Source organism: Streptomyces minutiscleroticus, from assembly GCF_014650875.1.
In the GTDB taxonomy this organism is placed as follows: Bacteria; Actinomycetota; Actinomycetes; order Streptomycetales; family Streptomycetaceae; genus Streptomyces; species Streptomyces minutiscleroticus.
Genome location: NZ_BMVU01000052.1, coordinates 21654 through 46869, shown reverse-complemented (window position 1 = coordinate 46869; position 25216 = coordinate 21654). Strand labels below are relative to the sequence as shown.

At 71.3% G+C, this 25216-nt stretch carries 13 protein-coding genes and 3 CRISPR repeat arrays; of the genes, 4 read left to right on the top strand and 9 right to left on the bottom strand.

The features are described from left to right. Positions 1-256: 256 nt before the first annotated feature. A CRISPR array of direct repeats spans positions 257-1200; the repeat unit is 29 nt; unit sequence GGGACCATCCCCGCGGGTGCGGGGAGCAG. 699 nt (positions 1201-1899) lie between these two features. Together IE271_RS32765 and IE271_RS32760 are read left to right on the top strand one after the other, a co-directional pair. Next, positions 1900-2208: a hypothetical protein gene (locus tag IE271_RS32765; protein ID WP_190194121.1), complete on the top strand. Its 309-nt coding sequence runs from the start codon at positions 1900-1902 to the stop codon at positions 2206-2208. Positions 2209-2298: 90 nt separating this feature from the next. After that, positions 2299-2790 (top strand): site-specific integrase, encoded by a 492-nt coding sequence (locus tag IE271_RS32760; RefSeq protein WP_190194120.1) that lies wholly within the window; start codon positions 2299-2301, stop codon positions 2788-2790. A gap of 595 nt (positions 2791-3385) precedes the next feature. Here IE271_RS32760 and IE271_RS32755 read toward each other — a convergent pair. From IE271_RS32755 to cas3, 9 genes are all read right to left on the bottom strand, one after another. Then, positions 3386-5011, bottom strand: a complete 1626-nt coding sequence (locus IE271_RS32755) for a competence protein CoiA family protein (RefSeq protein ID WP_190194119.1) — start codon at positions 5009-5011, stop codon at positions 3386-3388. Between the two features lie 490 nt (positions 5012-5501). Continuing rightward, positions 5502-6955: direct repeats of the CRISPR family, unit length 29 nt; unit sequence CTGCTCCCCGCACCCGCGGGGATGGTCCC. 3346 nt (positions 6956-10301) lie between these two features. Then, positions 10302-10646 (bottom strand): type I-E CRISPR-associated endoribonuclease Cas2e, encoded by a 345-nt coding sequence (gene cas2e / locus IE271_RS32750; protein WP_190194118.1) that lies wholly within the window; start codon positions 10644-10646, stop codon positions 10302-10304. Next, entirely contained in the window at positions 10643-11626 is a 984-nt protein-coding gene (gene cas1e, locus IE271_RS32745) for a type I-E CRISPR-associated endonuclease Cas1e (protein ID WP_190194117.1), read from the bottom strand. The genes cas2e and cas1e overlap by 4 nt, the downstream gene beginning before the upstream one ends. Next, a complete protein-coding gene (gene cas6e / locus IE271_RS32740; RefSeq protein ID WP_190194116.1) occupies positions 11619-12404 on the bottom strand; it encodes a type I-E CRISPR-associated protein Cas6/Cse3/CasE in 786 nt (261 codons plus the stop codon). The genes cas1e and cas6e overlap by 8 nt, the downstream gene beginning before the upstream one ends. Positions 12405-12408: 4 nt before the next feature. Continuing rightward, entirely contained in the window at positions 12409-13209 is an 801-nt protein-coding gene (gene cas5e / locus IE271_RS32735) for a type I-E CRISPR-associated protein Cas5/CasD (protein ID WP_190194115.1), read from the bottom strand. Then, positions 13206-14384, bottom strand: a complete 1179-nt coding sequence (gene cas7e, locus IE271_RS32730) for a type I-E CRISPR-associated protein Cas7/Cse4/CasC (protein ID WP_190194114.1) — start codon at positions 14382-14384, stop codon at positions 13206-13208. The genes cas5e and cas7e overlap by 4 nt, the downstream gene beginning before the upstream one ends. A gap of 123 nt (positions 14385-14507) precedes the next feature. Then, complete coding sequence (gene casB / locus IE271_RS32725; RefSeq protein ID WP_190194113.1) at positions 14508-15689, bottom strand: type I-E CRISPR-associated protein Cse2/CasB; 1182 nt, start codon at positions 15687-15689, stop codon at positions 14508-14510. Continuing rightward, positions 15686-17377, bottom strand: coding sequence for a type I-E CRISPR-associated protein Cse1/CasA (gene casA, locus IE271_RS32720; RefSeq protein WP_190194112.1), 1692 nt, complete (start codon positions 17375-17377; stop codon positions 15686-15688). The genes casB and casA overlap by 4 nt, the downstream gene beginning before the upstream one ends. Positions 17378-17713: 336 nt before the next feature. Beyond that, on the bottom strand, positions 17714-20650 hold the full coding sequence (gene cas3, locus IE271_RS32715) for a CRISPR-associated helicase Cas3' (protein ID WP_190194111.1): 2937 nt from the start codon (positions 20648-20650) through the stop codon (positions 17714-17716). Positions 20651-20787: 137 nt separating this feature from the next. Beyond that, positions 20788-22876: a CRISPR direct-repeat array (repeat unit 28 nt; unit sequence GTCGTCCCCGCGCCTGCGGGGGTAGTCC). Between the two features lie 98 nt (positions 22877-22974). On the opposite strand from cas3, the gene IE271_RS43660 reads away from it, so the two are divergent. Then, on the top strand, positions 22975-23904 hold the full coding sequence (locus IE271_RS43660) for a hypothetical protein (protein ID WP_308435230.1): 930 nt from the start codon (positions 22975-22977) through the stop codon (positions 23902-23904). Positions 23905-23991: 87 nt separating this feature from the next. Continuing rightward, positions 23992-25077: a hypothetical protein gene (locus tag IE271_RS43655; protein WP_308435229.1), complete on the top strand. Its 1086-nt coding sequence runs from the start codon at positions 23992-23994 to the stop codon at positions 25075-25077. Positions 25078-25216 lie beyond the last annotated feature (139 nt).

The following is a 25216-nucleotide window of genomic DNA, read 5'->3' as shown; positions in this document are numbered from 1 at the left end:
AGATCTCCGCGCCGTCGGCCAGCGCACGCTCGCGCCGCTTCTCCTCGGCCACCTGCGCGAGGTAGGCGTCCAGTGGCAGCCCCGCCGCGTCGGCCAGAGCCTGCAGCGCGTCCGCGGTGATGTCGTCGATCTCGATGCCAGCCATGCAACGAGTATGCCGCGCGACACCACACCGCGGCCACCCACCTGAGAACATCGTCCTGACCAGGCACTACTCGGAACACGGCTGGCCGCTCCGGATTAGGTGCCCTGAGCCGGAGGTATCCCCGCGGGTGCGGGGAGCAGAGAAATGATCAACGCGCTCTATCGCGCGGGCAGGGACCATCCCCGCGGATGCGGGGAGCAGATGCTGGGATGCTCGCGCGGTATCGGGCACCAGGGACCATCCCCGCGGGTGCGGGGAGCAGGACTCGCCGCCTTAGCCAAGCCCGAGTCGTACGGGACCATCCCCGCGAGTGCGGGGAGCAGCCAACTTGAACGGCTCCGAGAAGATTGGGATGGGTACCATCCCCGCGGGTGCGGGGAGCAGGCCAGTCCGGTCTTCATGACCTGCCCGGCGGCGGGACCATCCCCGCGGGTGCGGGGAGCAGGCCGGGAAATTCACGGTGGCGCTGGTGGGGGTGGGACCATCCCCGCGGGTGCGGGGAGCAGGTGATGGCTGCGGCGCCGAAGAGGCCGAGCCGGGGACCATCCCCGCGGGTGCGGGGAGCAGCCGTCCAGCCACCACGGGCCGAAGCCGGGGGTGGGACCATCCCCGCGGGTGCGGGGAGCAGAGGTGCGTGCCGGGGCGGCCGGGTCGGCGGCCGGGACCATCCCCGCGGGTGCGGGGAGCAGCGCAGCCGGTCGTTCTCCGCGCGCAGCCGGGCGGGACCATCCCCGCGGGTGCGGGGAGCAGACGAGGACGATTCGAGCCTCGGCGGCGACCCTGGGACCATCCCCGCGGGTGCGGGGAGCAGCCACACCTACGCTCACGTACGCGCCGCCGAAGGGGACCATCCCCGCGGGTGCGGGGAGCAGGTCATGCTGTCGATCACAGGGACTCCTCATCAGGGACCATCCCCGCGGGTGCGGGGAGCAGCTGCTGCCGTGCAGGGCCACAATGGTGAGGATGGGACCATCCCCGCGGGTGCGGGGAGCAGCCGTTTCCTCGGCCAACTCCCGGACCGCCGCTGGGACCATCCCCGCGGGTGCGGGGAGCAGACTGCGTGACCTGCGGGTTTACTGCAGCGGGCACGAGGTTTTGCTGACTTTCGCAGATTCCGGCAATTGGTATATTTTGCTATTTCCTTTTGTTCGTGTCGGAAGCCGGTTTGTCTGAGCGTTCAACTCTATGGGTTTTCCAAGAGGTATGGCCGCTGAGGGTGTTGATCATAGGTAGTGGGCGGGGCCCGGTGCGAGGTCGGCTGTCCACGGGCCGGGTCATCCTCACGGGTACGGGGAGCAAGCCAAAGTCTTGCCCTTGCTGCCTGCTTCCAGACGCTGTACGCGAACCGACGGAGGTCCTGCTGGTGTGTCTACCCTTATACGAGGCTAATCTGACGGAGGGGTGAGTGGCCGACTCCAGCGCCGTGGAAGTGGTCGACGCCGAGCTGGTCGACGAGAGCGAGAACGAGGACCGTGCGCTGCCCGCTCCCCCAGAAACACCGACACCCCGGCCGCTTGTCGACCGGCACACCCTGCTCCGGCCGAGTGCCCCGGTCCCGACCACGGCCCACGTACACCGAAGCCGACTTCCGGATCTCGCAGGAGACGGCTGACCTGATCGACGGGGCGCCGCCCGCCAACACCTCCCGTACGTACAACTCGGCCCTGGGACAATTCAGGACTTGATGCGCGGAGAACGGTCGGGTGGCGATGCCGTGCATCACGGCGACGTTCGTAGAGTACGTCGGGCACCCGGTGCAGAGGGACCTGGCGCCCTCGTCCGTCCAGGTCCACATGTCGGCGATCCGCCCCGCCCATCCGGACGGGCAGCAACCCGGCACCAAGGAGGCACGGCAGATCCTCCGCAAGCGCGCCCGGGACTGGGCGCGGCGCCGCGCACCCAGGAAGGCGCTGCCGATCCGTACTCCGGCCCTGGCCGCCATGGTGTCCACCTGCACCGCGGCCGACAACGGCCGCGAACGGCCGAAGACCCTGCGGGACGCCGCGCTGCTCACCCTTGGGTGGGGATGCTGTCCCGCCGCAGTGAGCTTACGAACCTCCTGATCGAGCACCTGGTCGTAGAGGACGACGGTGTGAGCGTGCGTGTGGCGTTCTCCAAGACCGACCAGGCCGCTCCACGGCGAGGACACGTTCGTGCCGGCCGACCCTGATGACCCGGCCCTCTGCCCCGTCGTCCGCGTCCGCGCGTGGCTGGAGGAACTGCGTCGCCACGGCATCACGTCCGGCCCGCTGTTCCGGCACATCACCCGCGGTGGCACCATCCGCCCGCGCTCTGGGCCGCGCGGCAACTTCCTCAGCCCCGACGCGATCGGGAACATTGTCAAGAGCCGAGCCCTGCTCGCCGGCGTCAAGGCTCCCGGCGGCCGCGCGGTGACCGCGCACGGCCTGCGCCGGGGGCCGGCGCAGGAGATCTCCGAAGCAGGAGGGGGACCCGACCTCGCAGGGCCGGTGGAAACCCGGCTCCCTCACGATCCGCAAGCACTACATCGAGCCCGCCCGAGGGAAGACGGACAACCCCCTGCCCGCGGCCCGGGCCAAGGCCCGCGCATAGACCGGTGCCTGACCACCTACTACCTCAATCGTCACGTGATGATTGAACGGGATGCCGGTACCGTGTTCGCGTAAGCGTCACGTGACGATTGGCAGAGGAAAGCTCATGGGGACATACCCGGTGTGCTGCCCGCGCAACGCGGTCCTCGCACCCGCCGCTACTGCTCACGCGCCTGCCAGGCCAAGGCGTACCGTGCTCGTCAACGGCGGGACCAGGCACGCCGAATGGACCCCGGCGAGGTGCGGGAGTTGCTGGAGGGGTACACGGAGGTGTCGGCGACGGAGTTCGCCGATAGCTTGGCCGCCGCTCCCCGGCGCCTGGCCGATGTGTTGGACGCCGGGCTGCCCGCCGACGGTTCCGACCTCGACATCGTGGCGCGGATTCCTGCCGTCCTGGCGGCCCGCGCGCGGCAGGCCGCTTCAGCCGCGCATGCCCGGCGCGGTGTCCCGGACCACAGCTCCGAGGACCTGACCAGTACCGTCACCGCCCCGGTCGCCGCCGCGCCAACATCGTGTCCTGAAGCGCAGTCACCGTCGTTGGAATCATCACGTCACGATTCGGCGCCGCCTTCCCCGAAGCCTGCTGGCGCACCGGAGAAGGCGACACCGGCCCGGCGCAAGCGGCTGTCGCAGAAGGCGACCCGCGCTGTCGCGGACAGTGCCCACCTGATTAAGGGCGCGGACCACCGCGACACCACCGATGAATCTGATTGCCGGGGACGGCACGGTGCTGGGTCACCTGGAGCCGTCGTACGGTGGCACCGGCCGTACCGGGCGCAACGGCTGGAACTACCGCCTCGCCGATTCCTTCGCGGTCAGCGGTACGTAGACGACGCGCGAGGAGGCCGCCCTGCGGTGCGCGCTGGCCTGGAGCCGCGCCGCCACCGCCCCGGTGTGACGCACCCTCACCGCCGACTGAGCCATAGATCCAGAACCTGCTGGGTGGCGGTCTCCCCGGTTCACGCCCGGTGCCTATGCCGGGGGAGTGGGCGAACTGCTGGTCCGGCGCCACGGCCTGGCGTACCGGTTGCCACACGCACGGCACTCCACGCGGAAGAGAGCGGCGGCCGGGCCCATCCGCTCGCTCGGTTCGGCTGGGTACTCCGCGTTCTGGATCTTTGCAACGAGCTGTGGTGCGGCAGGTGCAGGGGCAGGTAGATCCGTCCGCGGGCACCTCGACGAAGTCGGTGCGGTAGCCGTCGACCGGCTGGTGCTTCTTCTTGATGTTCGCCGCGTTCTCGAACCGGCGCTGCTCGGTCCTGCTCGGAAAGATCAGCGGAAGGCCGGCCAGGAGCAGGAACGCCTCTCCGCGCACGCGATGGGGATTCGGGTCGAAGACCGCGACCGGGACGCCGCGCTCGTCGACGAGGGGAACGCCGCCGGCGTACCGGGGATCGCCGGTGCTGTATCCGACGGTCGCGGTGACGCCGTGCTCCTCGGCAAGTTTGGCCAGTGCCTGGTCGATGCCACGGCGGTAGAGGCGCGCCACCTGCCGGAGTCTGCCGGGCGGCTGTGTACGGGCGGCCTGCTCGGCGGCGGTTGCCTCGGTCAAGGCCTTGGTCCGGGTGACCGCGTTCCGGGCGCGGATTCCTTCTCGTTTCTTCTCCTCCTGTTGCCGCAGTGCGGCCAACTGGGCTTCGCGGGCCCTCCGTCGTCGCTCCTCTTCCTCCAGGTACGAGGTCTCGGCTGTGACGTACTGCGGGGCCGTCCACACCGTGGCGAGCGGCCGCCGCGAGTACCGCAGCAGGGCCCGGGGGGTGTGCGGAACGACGTGGCGGGTGAACGCCCAGGCAAGGAACTGGGACAGAGTGGTCCTGACCGGACTCCAGCCGCACCCGTTGAACTTCACCAAGCCCTCGGCGACGGTCAGATGCCTCTCGCCGTCCGGTCGGGCCACGCGTACGGAGGGTACGGCGCCCAACCAGGATGGGCGGGGCCGGTCACTGAACCAGATCGAGGTGACACCGTCGGCCTTCATCCTGTCGGCGCGGGCGCTGATGTCGGCGTCGGTGATCGGAGCGAGCTGGGCCTCCAGCGCTGTCATCCATGTCCCCGCAGGGTCGGAGGCCAGCACGTCCGCCCGCCACATGCCGTCGGGCCCGCGGGCCTCGAGTTCAGCATGTGCGCCGGCGTCACGGGCGGCGTTCGCCAATTCCAGCTTCAGCAGGTGGTGGGCGACGGACTCCAGGTTGAGCGCGCAGGCGGGAGCGCCCGGGGCGTGGGCGAAGAACCGTAAGCCGGTGCGGGAGGTCTTGGCGTACATGTTGTGACCGCACTCGTCACAGGTCAACCGCACGGGCGGCCTCGTCTTCCACATCTCGCCCCACGAGCGCCCGCAGCCGAGATCCGGCAGGTGCGCGAAAACCGTCCCCCACTGCGCATGCACGGCCCTGAACGCCATTGGATCCTCCCGCTTTCTCGAGAGGATCCCAGTGTCGCGTGTGCCACTGGCAACGCGTCGGGTCGCGATTCGACCATGCGAGATCCTGTGTGGGGGCGAGCGCAATGGTCACCACCTCCTGCAGAGACCGGACCCGCAGCCGTGCGCCGTCGACGGCATCGCGACGGCCCTGCCCAGGACGTGGGACAGGGCCGTCCGGTGAGAGACGTTCCTGCATGTCGTACAGCCCACGAAGGCGAGCGAAGGAGCGAGGCTGGCCCGCCGAGGGCTGTAGCGTGGTCCGGCGTACTCAAAACGGAGCTGGGGGTATATGTGTCGTTTGCCGGAATTTGTAAACGTTGCCGAAACCGCGCTCAGTCTGAGATAAACCCGCAGGTCAGCAAGTCTGCTCCCCGCACCCGCGGGGATGGTCCCGCCGTACAGGCCGTCTGAGAGGGGAATGTGTGCTGCTCCCCGCACCCGCGGGGATGGTCCCCCGGAGGGAAGCTCCGCTGCCTGCTAGCGTTTCTGCTCCCCGCACCCGCGGGGATGGTCCCCGCACCCGCGGGGATGGTCCCCGCCCGGCGCCGCACCGGGCGGTTCGGCGTTTCTGCTCCCCGCACCCGCGGGGATGGTCCCGGTCATGAGGAAACTCCTTGTGTGTGTAGGGGCTGCTCCCCGCACCCGCGGGGATGGTCCCGGCATCACCAGCGCGCTCGGCAAGAACAAGAACTGCTCCCCGCACCCGCGGGGATGGTCCCCGGGCGTACTGATCGCGCCGCCCAGCATGGTGCTGCTCCCCGCACCCGCGGGGATGGTCCCGCCGTCGTGGACGCGCCCGCGGCCGCGAGGGCCTGCTCCCCGCACCCGCGGGGATGGTCCCCCACCACCGTCCAGACCGGCGCCGAAGTCGCCCTGCTCCCCGCACCCGCGGGGATGGTCCCTGCCCATGCGCCAACAGCCCGGCGATGAACTGCTGCTCCCCGCACCCGCGGGGATGGTCCCGCCCGCTCCACGGCCAAGCACCGCGGGCTGATCTGCTCCCCGCACCCGCGGGGATGGTCCCCACGAGCTGCTGCCGATGTACGGGGCGACCGCCTGCTCCCCGCACCCGCGGGGATGGTCCCCTGACCACCGGCCCCAGCCCGGCCAAGGACGACTGCTCCCCGCACCCGCGGGGATGGTCCCGGCCAACCGGTCCGATGGTATGAGCCGAGCCGCTGCTCCCCGCACCCGCGGGGATGGTCCCGGCATCAGCACCTCGTCGCCGGTCTCGACGTCCTGCTCCCCGCACCCGCGGGGATGGTCCCATCTCGGGGAACGTCCAGACGACGCGGCCTGCCTGCTCCCCGCACCCGCGGGGATGGTCCCCTCGACCCGCAGACCCGCCCGGCGACCATGCTCTGCTCCCCGCACCCGCGGGGATGGTCCCGGGCGGGTGCAGTTCTACCGGCGCCGCATGACCTGCTCCCCGCACCCGCGGGGATGGTCCCCGGGCCAGTGCCTACCCCGAGGCCGTACACACCTGCTCCCCGCACCCGCGGGGATGGTCCTGGAATCTGTCTGTACGCCTGGCCGGGCAGGGCCTGCTCCCCGCACCCGCGGGGATGGTCCCGCCAGCGCGGTCTGCCGCGTGGCCGGCGTCATCTGCTCCCCGCACCCGCGGGGATGGTCCCGCTGCAAGGGAATTGATCCAGCCGTGACCAAACTGCTCCCCGCACCCGCGGGGATGGTCCCCTGCTCAACCCCGGCCCGGGGGAGCTGGCCGTGCTGCTCCCCGCACCCGCGGGGATGGTCCCCCTCCTCCTCGGGCCAGCGCTCAATGGCGTCCCTGCTCCCCGCACCCGCGGGGATGGTCCCACGCGGACGAGAGGTTCGTCCGCGGGTGCGGGGAGCAGGCCGCCGGCGCGCGCGGTGGTGCCGGTCCTGGGACCATCCCCGCGGGTGCGGGGAGCAGGACGCGGTTGAACGGCGGACCGTAGGCGACGGGCGACCACCCCCGCGGGTGCGGGGAGCAGGACCAGTACGTCCTGTACCGCGACCCGAAGAAGGGACCATCCCCGCGGGTGCGGGGAGCAGCCGTACAACCTCGTCGTCAAGGCGGGCTGGACGGGGCCATCCCCGCGGGTGCGGGGAGCAGCTCGCGGTGGGGTCGGTGTGGGCGCTGTTCCTGGGGCCATCCCCGCGGGTGCGGGGAGCAACTGCGCGTCCTGCAGGAAGCGGTGGCCGTGCAGGGGCCGTCCCCGTGGGTGCGGGGAGCAGAAAGCCTCAATCAGTTGCTTGTCGGAGTTGATGGGGCCATCCCCGCGGGTGCGGGGAGCAGATCATCGGCGCCGCCTGCGTCGGCCCTGGCGGGGGACCATCCCCGCGGGTGCGGGGAGCAGCGCAGGCGGAGCCGGGCCAGCGGGCCGGGGGTGGGGCCATCCCCGCGGGTGCGGGGAGCAGATGCTGCACAAGACAAAGCGTGGACAACCGCTGGGACCATCCCCGCGGCTGCGGGGAGCAGGCCGGCTTGCAGACCGGGCAGCCACTGCAGCTGGGACCATCCCCGCGGGTGCGGGGAGCAGCTGCCCGCCTACAAGAATCTGTGGCCCACCGAGGGGCCATCCCCGCGGGTGCGGGGAGCAGAACGGCTCCGCCAAGGAACTGGACGCGCTCGCGGGGCCATCCCCGCGGGTGCGGGGAGCAGCACGGCTGCTGCTGGCGGCGGATGGTGGTGTCGGGGCCATCTCCGCGGGTGCGGGGAGCAGGGAACCAGTGCGCACGCGACCCGTGGACGTCCGGGGCCATCCCCGCGGGTGCGGGGAGCAGTCGATGACGACGTACTCGAGCGGGTCCGGGTTGGGGCCATCCCCGCGGGCGCGGGGACGACGTGGCCGACTCGCCCAGCTCTGTCAGCCACGGGGAGCTACCCCCGCGGGCGCGGGGACGACATCGCTCCCATGGCGAGCACCGGCCCCGTGGTCGAGCTACCCCCGCGGGCGCGGGGACGACGACGGACTTGCCGTGCGGTGCGGCGATCAGGAGGAGCTACCCCCGCGGGCGCGGGGACGACGCGGCCACTCGCGCGGACGCCCAGTGGATCGGGGAGCTACCCCCGCGGGCGCGGGGACGACACCCAGACCAGGCGCTGGCGCAGCTCCGGGTGCGAGCTACCCCCGCGGGCGCGGGGACGACAGGCCCCGCCAGGCCGCGGCAAGACGCTCCTGGGAGCTACCCCCGCGGGCGCGGGGACGACTTGCCGGGGTTGCCCGCTTTACGGGCTATTCGAGAGCTACCCCCGCGGGCGCGGGGACGACTAGCTACGTGGACGGTCGAGACCCAGCGTCTCGGAGCTACCCCCGCGGGCGCGGGGACGACCACAGGTCCGCGACCGTCACGGCGGCGTCCGCGGAGCTACCCCGCGGGCGCGGGGACGACGCGCCAGAGGCGGGGCCCACCGGCTCGACTGAGGAGCTACCCCGCGGGCGCGGGGACGACCATCTCCGTATGGCTCGCGTCGGTCTCACCGTCGAGCTACCCCCGCGGGCACGGGGACGACGTGGCGCCGTCTCCGGGGGTGAAGGGCTGGCCGGAGCTACCCCCGCGGGCGCGGGGACGACCGACAGCACCGAGGAGTCGTAATGGACTCGAAGGAGCTACCCCCGCGGGCGCGGGGACGACGCCAAAACGAGAGACAAGCCGATCATGCGGGAGCTACCCCCGCGGGCGCGGGGACGACGGCAGGGAGATGACGTATTGGACGCCGTCACGCGAGCTACCCCCGCGGGCGCGGGGACGACCCGCTTCGGGACGTGGTGGCGGGTGAGTCTGCCGAGCTACCCCCGCGGGCGCGGGGACGACTACCTGTGGTCGATCGGGGACGCGGCGATCGAGGAGCTACCCCCGCGGGCGCGGGGACGACAGGGCATGGGGAAGGGCGGCGAACCCGGTGGGGGAGCTACCCCCGCGGGCGCGGGGACGACCAGCAGCTCTTGGAGGCGCTGCGCGGCCTCGACGAGCTACCCCCGCGGGCGCGGGGACGACAGCTCGTCCAGGGACGTGCGGGCGGCCGCCGTGGAGCTACCCCCGCGGGCGCGGGGACGACAGGTGGGCCTGCTCGGACAGGTGGAAGGTGACGGAGCTACCCCCGCGGGCGCGGGGACGACCACAAGGACGTCCCGCCGCAGTACCAGCCCGCGGAGCTACCCCCGCGGGCGCGGGGACGACACCAAGGCATACGGAGGAAAGTGACCATGAGAGGAGCTACCCCCGCGGGCGCGGGGACGACTACAACACCATCAAGGACGACATCCCGAGGATGGAGCTACCCCCGAGGGCGCGGGGACGACCCGTCCTGCTGCTCCTGGTCGTCCGCCCCCGCAGAGCTACCCCCGCGGGCGCGGGGACGACCCGACGATGTCGCCTTCCTTGTTGCGGATCGGCGAGCTACCCCCGCGGGCGCGGGGACGACTTGCGGCTGTCCGGCCCGGCCTGGAACTCCGGGGAGCTACCCCCGCGGGCGCGGGGACGACAGGCCCGGAACAGAGTCGATCTCGTCGGGCAGGGAGCTACCCCCGCGGGCGCGGGGACGACGTGTCGCGGACGATGACCGCCCACTGGGCGCTGGAGCTACCCCCGCGGGCGCGGGGACGACGTCGGTCCTCGACTACAAGAACGGCTCTGTGCAGAGCTACCCCCGCGGGCGCGGGGACGACTTCTGGCTGAACGCGGGCCTGGCCGACGTGTGGGAGCTACCCCCGCGGGCGCGGGGACGACGCTACGGCGCGTCTGCCCGCGGCCGAGCAGGGGGAGCTACCCCCGCGGGCGCGGGGACGACGACGCGAACGGCCAGGGCAACCTCCGCCGCGAGGAGCTACCCCCGCGGGCGCGGGGACGACATGATCGAAGGATCACGCTGAGCCTGAGCAAGCGAGCTACCCCCGCGGGCGCGGGGACGACATCGGCGCCGGCAACATCTCCGACACCAGACAGGAGCTACCCCCGCGGGCGCGGGGACGACCCTCAGCATCGAGCTGAGCTGATCGCCGTGTCCGAGCTACCCCCGCGGGCGCGGGGACGACCGCTATTCACCGGTGGATTCGATGTCCGATCAAGAGCTACCCCCGCGGGCGCGGGGACGACTGAACCATCGAATCAAAGAGCCGATCCTGTCCAGAGCTACCCCCGCGGGCGCGGGGACGACACTTCGTGACCTGGAGTGTTGTCAGGGGATCGTGTCATTTTGCTTTACCTCGTTCGTGGGTCGCCAGGCCTGTCCGCTTTGGCGTGGGCGGGCCATGAGGGTCAGGCCGTCGAAGTCGAGGGGGGTCCAGCGGCCACGGCCGGCGGTGCGGACGGACCAGCCCTGCTCCGTGGCCGCTGGTTCGATCATGACGGCCTGGCCGTCGTGGATGCGTTCGGCGAGGACGTTCCAGAGGCGTTCACGGATTCGGGGATTGGGGTTGCCGACGTAGACTCCGGCGGCCACTTCGACGAACCAGCGGGTGAGGTGTCCCCGGAGGCCGGGTGGAGCCGCGACGAGCACGACCACGGTTGTTCCGGCGCTCACGGAGCCGTCCTCGCCGAGGTGAGGTCAATGGGTTCCGGAATGACGTCGAGATGGTGCGCGGCGCTCCAGTTGCGGCCGCCGCTGACGACAGTGTCGCCGTCGTCCCAGAGGGCGCTGAGGTCCTCGTCCGGCAGGTCACCGCTATCGGGAACGAGTAGTTGCTTGATGTCGGCGACGATGCGGGGGAGGAGTTTGCCCCGCACAGCGGCGTCCCGTAGAGCGGTACGTGCGTCCCGTTCCGAGGTGAGGCCTTGGGCGGCGAGGTCGAAGGCGAGGGGGATGGTGAACTCGGCCTTGTAGAGGTCGGCGATGTCCAGAACGAAGGAGAGGGCGTTGCCGGTGTGAACGAAGCCCAGGGCGGGACTGGCGCCCAGTCCGGTGACGGCTGCGTGGCAGATGCCGTAGAGGGCCGAGTTGGCGGCGGACAGGAGCCGGTTGACGTCGTCGCCGGCGGCGAAGGCGTCCCCCGGCTTGTAGTCGCGTTTGGTCCAGGGGACCCCGGTCCGTTCGGAGTGCTGGGCGTAGAGCCGGCGGATGCGGGTGCCCTCGCGGCCGCGGAGCTGCTGGAGGGTCAGACCGGTGGTGTCCTCGCCGGGGAAGCGCATGTCGTACATACGGCGGGCCACGGCGACGCGTTCCTTGGGACGGGTGACCAGCCAGGCCTGGCGGAGCTGGAGCTGGGAGCCGCGCGCGGTGCTGGTACCGGTGGCGTAGAGGCGTACGCCCTGCTCGCCGACCCAGCACACGGCGGTGCCGGAGTCGGCGAGCAGGGTGATAGCGGGATGGGTGATCCGGCTGCCGGGCCCGATGAGGAGGACGGCGAGCCAGGCGGCCGGAACGTGGACGGTGCGAACCTTGTTGACCAGGACGATGGCGTTGTCGTCCCGGTCGATGTGGCAGCGCTCGGCATAGAGGCTGGTGATGCGGTCCTCGAGCCGGTGGATGTCCTGCGGTCCGGTCCGCCACCACGGTTCAGCCATGGTGCGTCTCGGTGGTGCGCAGCGGGGCGAGGGTGAGCAGGCCCTGTCCGTAGCCCTTGGCGGGGCCGATGCCGCCGAGGAGGCAGGCGCGCAGTGCGTCGGGGTCGGTGACGCGCAGGCGTCCTTCGAAGGTGGCGGTGGACAGCGTTACGCGAGGACCGTCAGGCCCCTTGCGGAAGCGGAGGATGTCGCGGCTGACAATGGTCACCGCAGGTCCGGCGGACATATCCTGGTCCTCATTTTGCAAGCCGGGGGCGGGCGGTGTGGCGGTGGCTTCGGGGATGGTGAAGCCGTGGCGTTCGCACTTTTTGAGGAACCATTCGAGCTGCTGGGCGGCGGTGCGGTGGGCGACACGGAATCCGCGGTGCCGCTTGCCGTTGTCGGCTCCTTCCTTGATGCGGGCGGCCTGTTGCTCGCTCGGCCGGGTGGGCCGGGAGACGTTCTGGATGGGGTTGGCGGTGAGGCGGAAGCCGAACTCGCGGCCTCGCACGAGGCGGTCCAGGAGGGTGGTGTAGTCGGCGATGAGTGGGGCGCCGCCGTCGGCTCCGGGCCAGCCTGCGTCGTCGATGAGATGGGCCCAGGAGGGGCGGCTCTCGGTGAGGACGAGGACCTCGGCCCGGTGCTGGGTGTTGCTGTCCAGGCGCCACAGGACGCGTTCGGTGACGGGCTGTATGGCCAGTCCGGACAGGATGGCGGCGTGCAGGCGGTGCGGGTTGGAGAGCAGGGCCACTGCGGCACGGCGGCGTGGGTTGAGGGCGATCTTCGACAGGTAGGGCATGTGGTCACCAGCCCAGGAGGGCGAACGGGTCGTGGTCGGACTGCCCGGCGGGGGCGGTGTCCGTTGCGGGGTGGTTCGGCTGGGTGCGGCCGGTGGGCACGGTGACCCAGAGGTGGCGCACGGCGCGCCGGGCGAAGCGGGTTCCGGTCTTGAGGTCGTAGGTGTCGGGGACGTCGACGGCGAGCTGGTCGCCGGCCGGGTCCTCGACGGTGGCCTCCAAGGACACGGCGGCGCCCTGGACCTGTCGGCGGCGGTGGCTGCCCGCCTGCCACGGCACTTCCCCCAAGGCGTCTTCCAGCCGGGTGTCGGAGCGCAGTCCGAGGCTGACGGGGCCGGTGGGCGGGCAGGAGCGACGGCCGAGTGAGAGCGGGAAAACGGGATTGCGGACCGCTTCCTCTAAGCTCGCCACCAGGGTTTTCGGGCCGCGCAGGGCGGCGAGGAAGACGGCGTCTTGAAGGTAGAAACGCTGGGTGACGCCGGTGTACTTGGCCGGGCTGGTCCTGGTCTGCTGTCCCTTGGCGTTGGTCTTGGCCGACAGCAGCGGCAGCCCGCGGTAGTCGCTGTAGGTGTGGTAGTCCCGTAGCAAGGTGCCGGGCTGGTCTACTCGGACGCCGAGTTGCAGGCCGACCAGGTCGGTGAGGGAGGCCTCACGGTCGCGGCCCTCGGCGGCAGCGAGGAGACCGAGGACGCCCGATTTGGTGGGCTGGGGCCGGGTTTCGCGCCGGTTGTAGCGGGACGGGCCGCCCCAGGACTGCAGTGGTGCGGCCAGCCGCAGCACGAGGACGGCGTGGTCGGTACCGGTCATCGGGCGCCGGCCTCCGCGGTCTCGGCAAACGTGATCTCACCGTCGGCGAGCCACTGCCCGACCAGGGTGTCGACGGAGTCGAGCAGGGCGGGGAAGGGCAGGGAGGAGCCGAAGACCTCGGTGATCTTGTCGCCCTCGGCGGTGTAGGTGGCCAGGGTCCGCAGCGGCTTGTCGCCCCAGGTCTCGCCGACCGCCTTGAGTTCGTCGGCGAGCCGCACGACGGATTCCGAGGCCAGTCCGGTGACGCCGGTGACGGGCTCCTCGTAGGCGGAGACCAGGTTCACGGGCTGGTCGGCACGGACGGTCAGCAGCACCAGGTGGGGCAGGGTGCGGTGGGCGAAGGAGTTCTGGTGCCCGGTCGGCATGGACCGGGCGAACGCGTCGACGAACCGGACCGCCGTCTTACGGGTCTCCTCGACGTTGCTGAGGTTGTCACGCAGCTGGTGCACGCCGAGGACGGCGTAGCGGTACAGGGTGGAGGAGTTGAACTCGATGGTGCCGATCATGCCGGCGCCGTGGTCGTCGGTGTTCTCGTCGTCGACCGCGGTGTAGTAGTCGAACTCGGTGCGCACGGCGTGGGTGGACAGGGCGTGCGCGACCTGGACGGAGGCGTCCACGTTCAGCGCGGGCAGGTCGGCGACCATCCGGCCGAACAGGGCGACCTCGGCCGGATGCCCGGTGGACAGCGTCTGGACGACGGAGAGCTTCTTCACTTCGACCTTGAGGTCGTCGTCGGACAGGGCGACGAGCTCGGCGGCCCGGCCGTTGAGCAGCCCGACCAGGGCATCGAGCTGCTTTTTACCGAAGAACAGCAGGTAGGCGGACTGGTCATCCTTCTTGGTGGACTTGGTGATGCCGAGCGGCTCCAGCAGGGCGGCCGCCAGGCGGTCGGCCTGCTCGCCGGTGAGGTCGGCACCGCCCTCGGTAGCGGGGCGGGCGAGGCGCTGGGCGAGCAGGGTGGCGATCCGCTTGGTGCGGGTGGCCCGGTCGGCTTCCGGCACGTGCTTGGCGTACTCGGTGCGGGTGGCCCGCTTCCACGCCTGCGAGGAGACGCGGGCGCGGCGGGCACCGCCGTAGACGGCCTGCTTGGGGGTGCCGGAGTCGTCCCGGTTCACGTTGGACGGCGGCAGGCTCTGCAGGATGTGAACCTCGATGAAAAGGGCGGGCTGGCTCATGGCATGACTCCTTGAAGGCAAAGGGGGCGCCTCGGACGAGGGCGCGGATGAAAACGGATCGAGGTGATCAGGGATGCCGGACCGGGAGCCCGATGCTGTGGCCGGCGGGTTTGCCCGGGGGCGTCAGGAGGAGACGGCGATGTGGAAGTCGCGGTCCCATCGCTGTCGGAAGTCGGCGGCGGCGTCCGGGCGGCGGGGGTCGTCCCAGGTCCGCAAAGCGGTACGGAGCAGGTCGTAGTCGAGTCCGATCCCGGCCCGGTTCAGCAGCGGGACGAAAGACCGCAGGTGCATGGCGAGTTCGTCGGCGTCGGCGGAGGTGAGCAGAGTGCCGAAGCGCCGCTCCAGCGCCGCAGTAGCGGCCTTGCCTTCGCTGTCCGCGGCAGCCTTCCGGGCGAGCCGGCCGGCCGCGGTGCCTGGGCTGTCGCCCGCGACATGCATCCGACGGGCATGCGTCTGCTGGTGACGGGCGAAAAGAGTGAGCACGATGTGCTCGGCCGCCAGATCCCGGGTGAGGGAGCCCTTGTCCCGCCATTCGGACGCCATCCGGGTGCGGTAGAACGGCCACATCGCAGCGACCGTGCCCGGCTCACGGCCGATACCCGAGCGCAACGCGGCCAGTTCCGCTGCGGCATCGGGACTACCGGAGTCGAAGGTTGCCCAGTACGGCGCCCGCTCCTGACCGGCAACCTCCCCGTCTGTCGGAGCCGGTGTGCCGGGATCGGTGTACTGCATGCCCCAAGACCGCAGCACCCGGTTGCGGTCTCCTGCGTCCCACGCAGTCAGCTCGCGCAACAGGCGGGTGTAGTCCAAGCCGATATCCGCCTGCCGCAGCAGCGGTACGAGCCGCTGCAGGTGCTGCACCAGCTCGTGAAGGTCCTGCGCGGTCGCAGCCGCGATCAGCCGCCGCTCCACCGCAGCCTCCGACAGTGCCTCGCTGCGGCGCAGCAGCAGGCAGGCGGTGCCCAGGCCGACACCCGGCCGGTGCACGGGCTCGGACGCGGCGTGCTGATGCAGCCCAAACAGGATGAGCGCGTGGTGCTCTGCGACGTAGCGGTCCGAAAGGCGACCGGAGCCATCGTCCTGCAGGGGGACGCGGTGCACGGACCGTGTGGACGGGTCAGTGGCAGCCTCCCGGCCGACGCCCTCGCGCAGAGCCCGCAGGCTGCGCGCGACATACTCGGAGAACTGCGGGCGCCGACCGTCTTTACGCGCCGACCGCCAGTCCTGGACCGCCTCCTCCCAGAAGAACAGCCGGGTCCGGCCCGCCACGGGGCGAACGTCGGGAGTGTTGTCGGTGGTCGTCATACCGTGGCCGCCTCCTCGCGCTGAACACGGCGTTCCTCGGCGACCCGCGTCAAGACATCGGCGAGCCTGCTACGGAAAATGCCGAGGGCCTTGCCGCTGCGGTAGACGAACTCCTTGTCCCCGCTCCTCACCGTCCGGCCCACCACGGCTCGCGGCGGGGCCGCCGCGAGCACGGAGCTGGCCTCCCGGTCGGCGGCAATCTGCACGCACTGCTCCCACGCGAGCTGGGCACGCTCCAGGAGCTCCTCGTCATCCTCCTCAACGGTCCGCAGACCGGCGAGCAGGCGGCGCATGGTCCCATCGAGGGAATGCAGAAACTGCGCGGACGGCCGGCTGCCCTTGTCACGAGGCAGCGGATCACCGCCAGCGGCACGCCGCAGGTCATTGTTGAGGCCATCCAGAGCCCGGGCGACCTGGTCGGCTTGCGCCACGCACTCCAGCAAGGCCTCCCGCAGCCAGTCGTCCTGAGCAAGCAAGGCCTTCACCGGCAGAGGCAGGTCGTCACCGATGGCGTTCTCCACCACGGCCGACTGCGTGCCGTACTCAAGACCCGAAGTTTCCACACCCAGCCGATACCGCCCGGACAGCACCCCGCCGCCCTGCAGATCTCCGATCTGCCGCAGCAGCAACGAGGTATAGGGGCCATCCCCCTGCACGGGCAGCGTCATCGCCAAAAGCGTTGCCAGCCCCTGCCACGCAGCACGACCCGAGGCATGCCGACGCGGCCGCCGATGGGGCTGCCCCTTCTTCGGCTTGGCGGTGTGCTGCCACGCCGTGTGCGGCTCGAACTCAGGAGTCTGCACCAACCGGTCACCGGCCGACACGATCGCCCGGTGCACCCGCAGCCCCTGCGGCGTCTCGCAGACGATCAGACGGACCCGGCGGGCCTGGAAAGTCAACAGGTCCAGCAGACCAGTCGCCGGGCGCTCGGACCAAGCGGCCTCGGCCGGCGACTTGCAGCCCAGGCCGGCGGGGCGCTCATCCCACGCCCACTGCGGACGGTCTGCCGACTCCAGCCCGTCGGGCAGGATCGGCATGTTCAGCAGCAGCGTCTCATACAGCGTCTCCCCGGTGGGGACGACCACTCCGAGCTGACCGAGCGGCCCGGTCGGGTTGCCGGTCGTCTTCCCGCTCTTCGCCTGCGGATCTCCCACAGCACCGGTCTTGATCGACGCAGTGTCCCAGCAGTGCACGTGCAGCAGCCACAGTGCCGCCTCCCCCGGCGACAGCAGCAGCTCGTCGGCCTCGCTGAGCGCGCTGAACAGGGGCACGTTGTTGCCGGAGGCCACGGACGGCACCAGCTGGGCAGCCGTCTTCGTCTCCCCGTTCAACGATTCCAGGCCCGGCACCTGGGCGAACGGACGCTCCGCGTCGAACAGGCGGAACCGATCTCCGTAACGGGGGCCCAGGTAGTGGGCGAGGCGGTCCTGTTCGTCCTGCGAGAAACGGCCGCGGTGGAACCGTTCACCCCACTCCTGCCGGGTGCGGGGCACCCCGAGGGCGTCGATTACTACGGGCAGCAGCAGCTGCCGGAGCACGGCTGGCAGCATCGTGTGCACCGGCAGTTCCAGACGCCGGATGGTATGCGCCTCTAACAGTGCCTCCAACAGGCCGACGGACTGCTGGATGCCGTCACCGGCGACGGCACTGAGCCATACGCCGTGAACGAGGTCTCCCTCGTCGGTCATGGCGGTTCCCCCCTCTATGGACTGAACTTCCCGCGTTCCCCCGGACGCGTCGGCCGAAGGCGCCAACTTCGCCTGTTTCGCAGGGAGTTGGTTCCAGGCGGCTGCTGGAAGCGTGGCACGGAAACGCTTGTTGTTTCAAGCGGAATGGGCGAACTCGGAGACGCGCGACCGACCAGCCACAGCGTTCCCAGCGGGGAGCGGGTACTCTGCGCACGGCTCGTGGAGCCGGAGCCCTCCCCGAGGACGGGGGTGTTCCCGCTTGGTGTTTCGGTCAGCACGAGAAGCTGTCCCCGCAATCGCGGGGTGAGGCGGTCTCGGCCCGGCTCCGCAGCCGATTCATCTCGTCTCCCGCTTAATGACCAGGCCGAGTACGTCGTGGTACGACACCCGGTCCGCACCCAGCAGCCTCGTGCCGTCCTCCTCCAGCACGAGCGCCAAGCGGTACCGAAGCCAGGGCCGACCCGCCCATCCCGGAAGCGGACTCAGCCCAGCTTGGGCGGCATCCGTCAGACGCGGGGGAAGGCGGACGGTGCCGCCCACCAGCCGGTCGGTCACCTCGTCGTCGTCCACCTCGCCGTGCACTCCAAGCCAGGTCCCGTCCAGCGCCCGGTAGCCATCAGCAGCCCGCCGGACGACGACCACTTCGACGGAAGGATCGCCGTCGCGGACCACGGCATCGAGTTGCTCCTCCGAGGCAGCCCGGCTGCCGGCGTAATGAAGTCCTTCCAGGGTCGGAAAGGACCACTCCCGCCGACGACACAGCAGATACTCCTCGGCGTTCTTCTCCCGCTGCTGCTCCTTCGCCTGCCACTGCTCCCATGCACCGGCCTCGTTCCAGCCTGCCGGGCAGATCTCGGAACTGCCGTAGGCCCGCGCCACCAGAGCCGGCACGTCGGAGGGGATCCTCCATCCCGATGCTGCCGGCTCGCTCGCGTCCACGGCTGTCAGCGCTCCCGCGGCCTCCGTGACCAGAGCCGCCGCCCGCAGCAGCGACCACGTGCCGTAGATCCGCTCCGAGGCACGCAAAAATCGAGGCGTCTCGTCCCTGCCGGGCGCCACACCAGTGACCAGCACCCGGGGCACTCGATGCGCAGCCACGCGGCGGGTGCCATCGTGGCGGTGCAGCCGGCCGATGCGCTGCAGGAGAAGATCGGTGGGCGCCAGGTCGGTGATCAGCACGTCGGCGTCCACATCGAAGGACTGCTCGGCGAGCTGAGTAGCGATCACCACCATGCGCTCCGGCCGGTTCTCGGCGGCCCGCGGCCCCATCAGACGCAGACACTCCGCCGTCCGATCCGCACGGTGAGCGGCGCACAGCCGTGCATGCAGGAGGCGCAAGACACCGTCGAACCCTTTGTCCCGCAGATCGCGGTAGATCGCCTGAGCCCGGTCGACCTGATTGACCACCACCAAGGCGACACCTCCACCGGCGACGGCATCCCGCACAGCCGCGGCGACCCGCGCCCCCGCAGGATCCGTATCGGCCAGCCACGCCAGCCGCACGGGCGCCGACTCCCGCCAGGGCGCTACCGCCTCCCGGGACGTCTCGGCGACCGCCCGGCCGCCGACACCGTAGGCCACCGTGACGCACGGATATCCAGCCGGCTCCGGAACGGGCTGGTGCACATCCGCCCTGCCGAGTACGCCGGACAGGTAGGCGTCGACGCACTGCTGCCGCTGAGCAGGCGGCAAAGTCGCCGACAGCAGCACTACAGGAACCCCCGCCTGCCCCAGCCAGCGCAACGCCTCGACGAGGAACTGCCGCATGTAGACGTCCGCAGCGTGCACCTCGTCCACGACAACGACCTTCCCGGCCAGCCCGGCGAACCGGAGCATGACGTGCCGGGTGCGGGTCGCCGCATGCAGCAGGTGGTCGACCGTGCCAACCGCGAACGCAGTGAGCAGGCCGCGCTTGTCACCCAGAAACCAATACGCCGGACCGTCCGGTCCGGGGCCGGCGGCCCGGTCTGTCGAAGGCTGGGCGGACGCCATGCCGTAATCAGCGTCCTCATCGATCGCGCCGAAGTCGTCACCGGCCATGTCCCCGGCGCTATGGCGACCCTCTTCCTCACATCCGCACCCGTCACCGTCCGGGCGCTGCTTCCCGTCCCAGATGGCCCGCCACCAGGCGTTGAACCGTCGCCGGCCGTGCAGGAGCGCGACCTGCGACTCGAGCTCCGGGTCGAAGGTGCGCACCCACTGCAGCACCTGCTCGTACATCGGGTCGCTCGTCGCTTGGGTCGGCATCGCCACGAACACCCCGTCGAGACCGAACCTCGCCGCCAAAACCTCGGCGGCCGCAAGCGCCGCCTTCGTCTTCCCCTCACCCATCGGGGCCTCGGACACCAGTAACCCCGGCGCCGGCATCGACCACGCCCGCTCCACCAGCTCCCGCTGCGACGCCCGCGGCTGCACGTCCAGCCGATCGGTCAGCGGATCCAGCGGATTCTCCGGCAGCGGAAGGTCCCGCCAGCCGCCGCGCAGGCCCAGCCGCTCCCAGGCCGCCTCCGCACGGCGCCGCGCCCCGGCGAAGGAGATCAGGTCGGCGTCCGCCAGCCCGGGAAACTGGCTGCTGTCGCTGGCGATCCAGTCGGCCATCACGATCAAGCCCGACAATGCCAGCTGCTCTGCCTTGCGCAGGGAGCCCACCGGCCGCGCCTCCGCCAGGCCCTCGAAGCCGACGGAACGTGTGAAGACATCCACGACCGCCCGCTGAGCCTCCTCCCAAGCGGCACCCCGCCCCTGAGCCCCCCGCGGCGGCCTGAGAGCAGCGGCCGACGGGAATGTCCCATGGTGCCCGGCGACCAACGGCCACACCCACCCGGCAGCCTCCTCGTCACCCCACTCGGCGATCAACCGAGGCATCAGCAGTACGGCACCGGCCACATCATGACGCCACCGATTCCGCCGATCCGTCGGCAGCCGCCCCCACGTCAGCCCCGCCGCCAGCACCGGTTCGGCCTCGGTCGCATCCATGGCCTGGAACGCCGGGCACGCCTTCCCGCAGTCGTGGATGCCGCATAACCACATGAACCACAACCGCCCCCGGCCACCGCTGATCTCGTCCAGCCGCCGCCGGAACGCGGCCGACACGTACCTGTCCCACATCAGCCCAGCCACAGCGGCCGTATCCAGCAGATGCCCCAGCAGAAGGTGGGTCCGCCCATCGTTACGCGCAGCCGACTTCCCCCAGAGCTGCGACACCCGCGTGATGGCCTCGTCGGGCAGGCCCATCGACCGCATCAACTCGACGATCGACCGCTCATCCCCCACACTTACCCCCGATAGACTCCGCTACCTGCAGTCAGTTGTGCGGCACTGTAAGCGGTACCACTGACAATGCCCTGCGAGGATCAAGCGAGGCGAAGGAAAATAGGCATTCCTGCCTCCATCACCGCAGCTCAGGAAGTGTCGTCCCCGCGCCTGCGGGGGTAGTCCGCATCTCCGCGCTCATCGGTCCACCTCCGGCATGTCGTCCCCGCGCCTGCGGGGGTAGTCCCGAGAACGGGGAGCGCTGCCCCTGGCCGTGGGAGTCGTCCCCGCGCCTGCGGGGGTAGTCCCCTGTCGACGGTCATGCGACTTCCCCCGCCCGGGTCGTCCCCGCGCCTGCGGGGGTAGTCCGAGGGCCTCGACGGCGGGACGGGCCCGCCGTCAGTCGTCCCCGCGCCTGCGGGGGTAGTCCTAGAAAAGGCGGCCCTCGGTGTCGTCGTCCGACGTCGTCCCCGCGCCTGCGGGGGTAGTCCCTCGGTGAGCACGTCCGCCCGGAGCTGCTGGAGGTCGTCCCCGCGCCTGCGGGGGTAGTCCGGTCTGGTCGGAGTGCCCGGACGCCGTGGTGCTGTCGTCCCCGCGCCTGCGGGGGTAGTCCGAGGCCGAGCGCGTGCGCCGGGACGAGCCCGTGGTCGTCCCCGCGCCTGCGGGGGTAGTCCCCCCGTCAGCGGAGTTGTTCGGCGCGGCCTGGAGTCGTCCCCGCGCCTGCGGGGGTAGTCCGGCGCGGAAGAAGAACCCGCAACTCCAGGCCGCGTCGTCCCCGCGCCTGCGGGGGTAGTCCCGCCATGGCCGACCCCGGACCCGCTGCCCGTTCGTCGTCCCCGCGCCTGCGGGGGTAGTCCCTGTTCAGCACGCGTTCGGCGTCGATCAGGACGGTCGTCCCCGCGCCTGCGGGGGTAGTCCTTCCGTACTGATCACGCGTCACCGGTGCCGCGGGTCGTCCCCGCGCCTGCGGGGGTAGTCCCTCCCCCCGGCTGTCCGGAGAGGCCACGGTGTGGTCGTCCCCGCGCCTGCGGGGGTAGTCCCCAGCTGGAGAAGCTGTTCAGCCGCCGAGGCGAGTCGTCCCCGCGCCTGCGGGGGTAGTCCGGTCTCCAGGATTCGGGTGTCGGCGGCCATCAGGTCGTCCCCGCGCCTGCGGGGGTAGTCCGTGCTACACCGAGGCGGCGGCCTGGGCCTGGGCGTCGTCCCCGCGCCTGCGGGGGTAGTGCTGAGCGCGCGGTCGGCCGCAGTCGTCCCCGCGCCTGCGGGGGTAGTCCGCGCGGGACCCACGGATGCCGGGGCCGGGCCGGGTCGTCCCCGCGCCTGCGGGGGTAGTCCGTTGCTCGTGAGTCACCGCTTCTGGTTCCTCTTGTCGTCCCCGCGCCTGCGGGGGTAGTCCCCGCGCCCGCGACAGCGCCAGATGCGCGACGATGTCGTCCCCGCGCCTGCGGGGGTAGTCCGCGTGTGCGGGATCAGTCGGGGACGCCGGGGGAGTCGTCCCCGCGCCTGCGGGGGTAGTCCTGCAGACCCGTTACCGCACACCCCACAAAAGCGGTCGTCCCCGCGCCTGCGGGGGTAGTCCCTGGACCAGCCGTCACGACGGCAGTCACGGCGCGTCGTCCCCGCGCCTGCGGGGGTAGTCCCGCCGGGATGAACGTGTCCGCGAGCTGCACCAGGTCGTCCCCGCGCCTGCGGGGGTAGTCCCCCGTTCTTGTCCGGGATGTACGAGGTGCCGCGGTCGTCCCCGCGCCTGCGGGGGTAGTCCCCGGCGGCGCCTGGCGTCGAGAGCAGCCTGCGCGTCGTCCCCGCGCCTGCGGGGGTAGTCCGCCGACGGTGATCACTTCCACGTCCGTCGCCCAGTCGTCCCCGCGCCTGCGGGGGTAGTCCCACCGCCCCGGTGTCCTGCCGGTCCAGCAGGTGGTCGTCCCCGCGCCTGCGGGGGTAGTCCCGAGGTGGCCAACCGCGTGACCGCCGACGAGACGTCGTCCCCGCGCCTGCGGGGGTAGTCCCGAGGACTTCGCCAGTCTGATGGCCCGTACGGGGTCGTCCCCGCGCTTGCGGGGGTAGTCCCATGATCAACGCTGGCAGGAGGACGGCGGCCTCGTCGCCCCCGCGCCTGCGGGGGCAGCCCGGTGTCCCCAACCCCGGACAGGCCGAGCTTGAGGTCGTCCCCGCGCCTGCGGGGGTAGTCCCTACGTCAAGGCCGTGTGCTCCTGCACCCCTCCGTCGTCCCCGCGCCTGCGGGGTTGCTTATGGCCCGTGGAATCCGCAGGTACCTGTGTCCTGCGGTTGCTGTTGAGGAGCGTGTTGATGAGGCGCTCGGTTTCGGTCTCCAAATCACAGTCGAGTGCTTGGTTGACCTGCTGTACGTGGGAGATCACCACATGCAGCCCGGCCCGGTTTCCGGCCACCCACTCGATGCGCATCCATGCCCGATACAGCACCTCGGCTGTCTCGTCCACCTCGAGCCCGGTGGCGACGGCCCGCCGGGCACGGCTGAGGTCGTGGTGGGGCCCGAGCGGCAGGCGGTAGGTGGCGACGGTGTGGGTGACATCGACGATGCGGGTGATCATCTCCTGCTGGTAGGGCTCGGCCCACGGCAGCGGCTGGGTGCCGAACGGCCGCCCCCGCACGAGTCCCAGGGCCTTCTCCAAATCGGGCAGGCCGTCCGGCCCCTGTGCCAGACCACGCTCGACCAACTGCAGGAAGCGGTCCCAGTCGCAGCGCACGGCGGGGGAGAGGAGATAGGGGTCGTCGAGGCTGCGGCGGCGCGGCACGTAGGGGGTGCCGGAGGGGTCGTTGCCCAGGACGCGGCGCAGGCCGCGCAGACGGCTGTTGAGGGTGGCCACCGACCACGGGCTGAGCGGGTCCATGTCGGCGCACACCTGGTCGGCCAGGCGCCCGGGACGGAAATACAGCAGCGCAGCCAGCTGCGCCAGGCGCGGACCGTGGCCGGCGGTACCGATCCGGTCCACCTCGATGGGCCCCAGCACCCGAATCTCCGGCGCATGCAAATCGTGCGCCTGGTCCTCTCCGCCCGTGTCCGCATCCGGCTCTGGCTCCAGCTTCGTTTCCACAGCCTTCGAGGTCACAGCACAGGGTGCCGTGCGGGCTGGAGACGCGGCCCGGCCGGTGGCACGGGGAGCGTCATCGACCGAGCCGGGGTCCGGCTCGGCGGGCAGCAGCCGCAGCGCGGACGGATCGGCGGAGGCCGCCAGCAGCGCCGGGAACACGTGATCACCCTCGTGGTCTGCGCCCGTCGTCGGACCGGTGATAACTGAATTATCGGACACGGCTCCTGGCGGCGCAGCCTGGCTGTCAGTGTCGCCCGTGTTCTCCGGCGTCGGAGATGGTTCGGCAGGGCCGGTATGGGCGAGTTCGGCGGGTACCTCGCGCCAGGGTCCTTCGGCGTCCTCGGCGGGCTGCCCGGACATCGCCAGGGCCGTGGCGATCTGCTGGTACGCGCTCCGCTCCAGCCGCTGCAGGACGATCTCGGCACCGAGGAGATCGACCTGCTGCGGTGCGGTGCTGGAGGCATCGAGGACCTCCGCCTCCGGAAAATGGGCCGCAGCCGCCTGGGCGGGTGCGATGAGGGTGACGGGCACGCGGCCGGCCCGGCGGGCTGCGTCGATGACGTCGGCGAGCTGCCAGGCGATGTCCGCCTCCAGGCTGGCCGCGCACAGCAGCAGATACGGCTGACGGGCGCTGTCGGACAGCTGCTGCGCCTCCAGCAGCCGCTCGCTCAGATCGCGCAGCGCATGCTCGGCCTGCCGCATGTGAGCAATGCGGCAGGTCGGCAGCAGATGCGGCAGATCCTCACCGAACCCCATGGTGATCACTTCCATGTCCTGGGCCCACGGGCTCATCCCCAGTTCCAGGGCCAGCGAGGTGCACACCTCGCTGATGTGCGCCGGGTCGCCGTCCAACAGCAGCGCGGGCACCTGTGCGAGGTCGGCCAGCAGCAGGTCGCCGGTCGTGGTGCTGCCCAGGGTGACGAGCCCCGGATATGGCGTCGGCACCTCGCGCGCCTGATCCTCGGGCAGCAGGTCGGCGTCGGCGGGCAGCAGCCACCATCCGTCCTCGCCCGCCGTGAACGGCGGCCAGGGCTCCTGTGCGGCCTCCTCCGGCAGCACCTGCAGTGTGCGGGCGCTGATGCGGGCAGCCCGCAAACCGGGCACCGTGTCCCAGCCGTCATGCGCGGCCAGGTAGGCCAGGGTGCGCAAAGCGCAGTCCAAACGAACCGCTCCTTCAGAGTCGGCGGCCGCCGCAAGCTGCGCCTCCGCCGGTGCGGTCGCCGGCGCGATGGCGATCATCTGGCCGGGCTTGCGGCGGCGGCGCTGCAGCAGGCGGCGCAGCGCGAGCGCCCCGGTGATCGCGGCTGCCAGCAGCGCCCCGGCACCCAGAACGGTACGCACCGGCAGGTCGCTGGCCGGCTGCTCGCCGGGGGCCTGTGACGTCGCAGCGTTCGGAGAGGCGGTATCGGATGCGGACGGTGCGGTCGGCCCCGGCGTACGGGTGCCCGCGCCAGGCGCTGCGGGCGGGGCCTCGTGCTGCTCCTGGTCCGGGGTAGCGCTGCGGGATGTCTGGCTCGGC

Coding starts and splice junctions, on each gene's coding strand:
- cas6e (WP_190194116.1), bottom strand. CDS start 12,404: ATGCCCTACCTGTCGAAGATCGCCCTCAACCCACGCCGCCGTGCCGCA.
- cas7e (WP_190194114.1), bottom strand. CDS start 14,384: ATGAGCCAGCCCGCCCTTTTCATCGAGGTTCACATCCTGCAGAGCCTG.
- cas5e (WP_190194115.1), bottom strand. CDS start 13,209: ATGACCGGTACCGACCACGCCGTCCTCGTGCTGCGGCTGGCCGCACCA.
- cas1e (WP_190194117.1), bottom strand. CDS start 11,626: ATGGCTGAACCGTGGTGGCGGACCGGACCGCAGGACATCCACCGGCTC.
- IE271_RS43655 (WP_308435229.1), top strand. CDS start 23,992: ATGGGCGAGTTCGGCGGGTACCTCGCGCCAGGGTCCTTCGGCGTCCTC.
- casA (WP_190194112.1), bottom strand. CDS start 17,377: ATGACCGACGAGGGAGACCTCGTTCACGGCGTATGGCTCAGTGCCGTC.
- casB (WP_190194113.1), bottom strand. CDS start 15,689: ATGACGACCACCGACAACACTCCCGACGTTCGCCCCGTGGCGGGCCGG.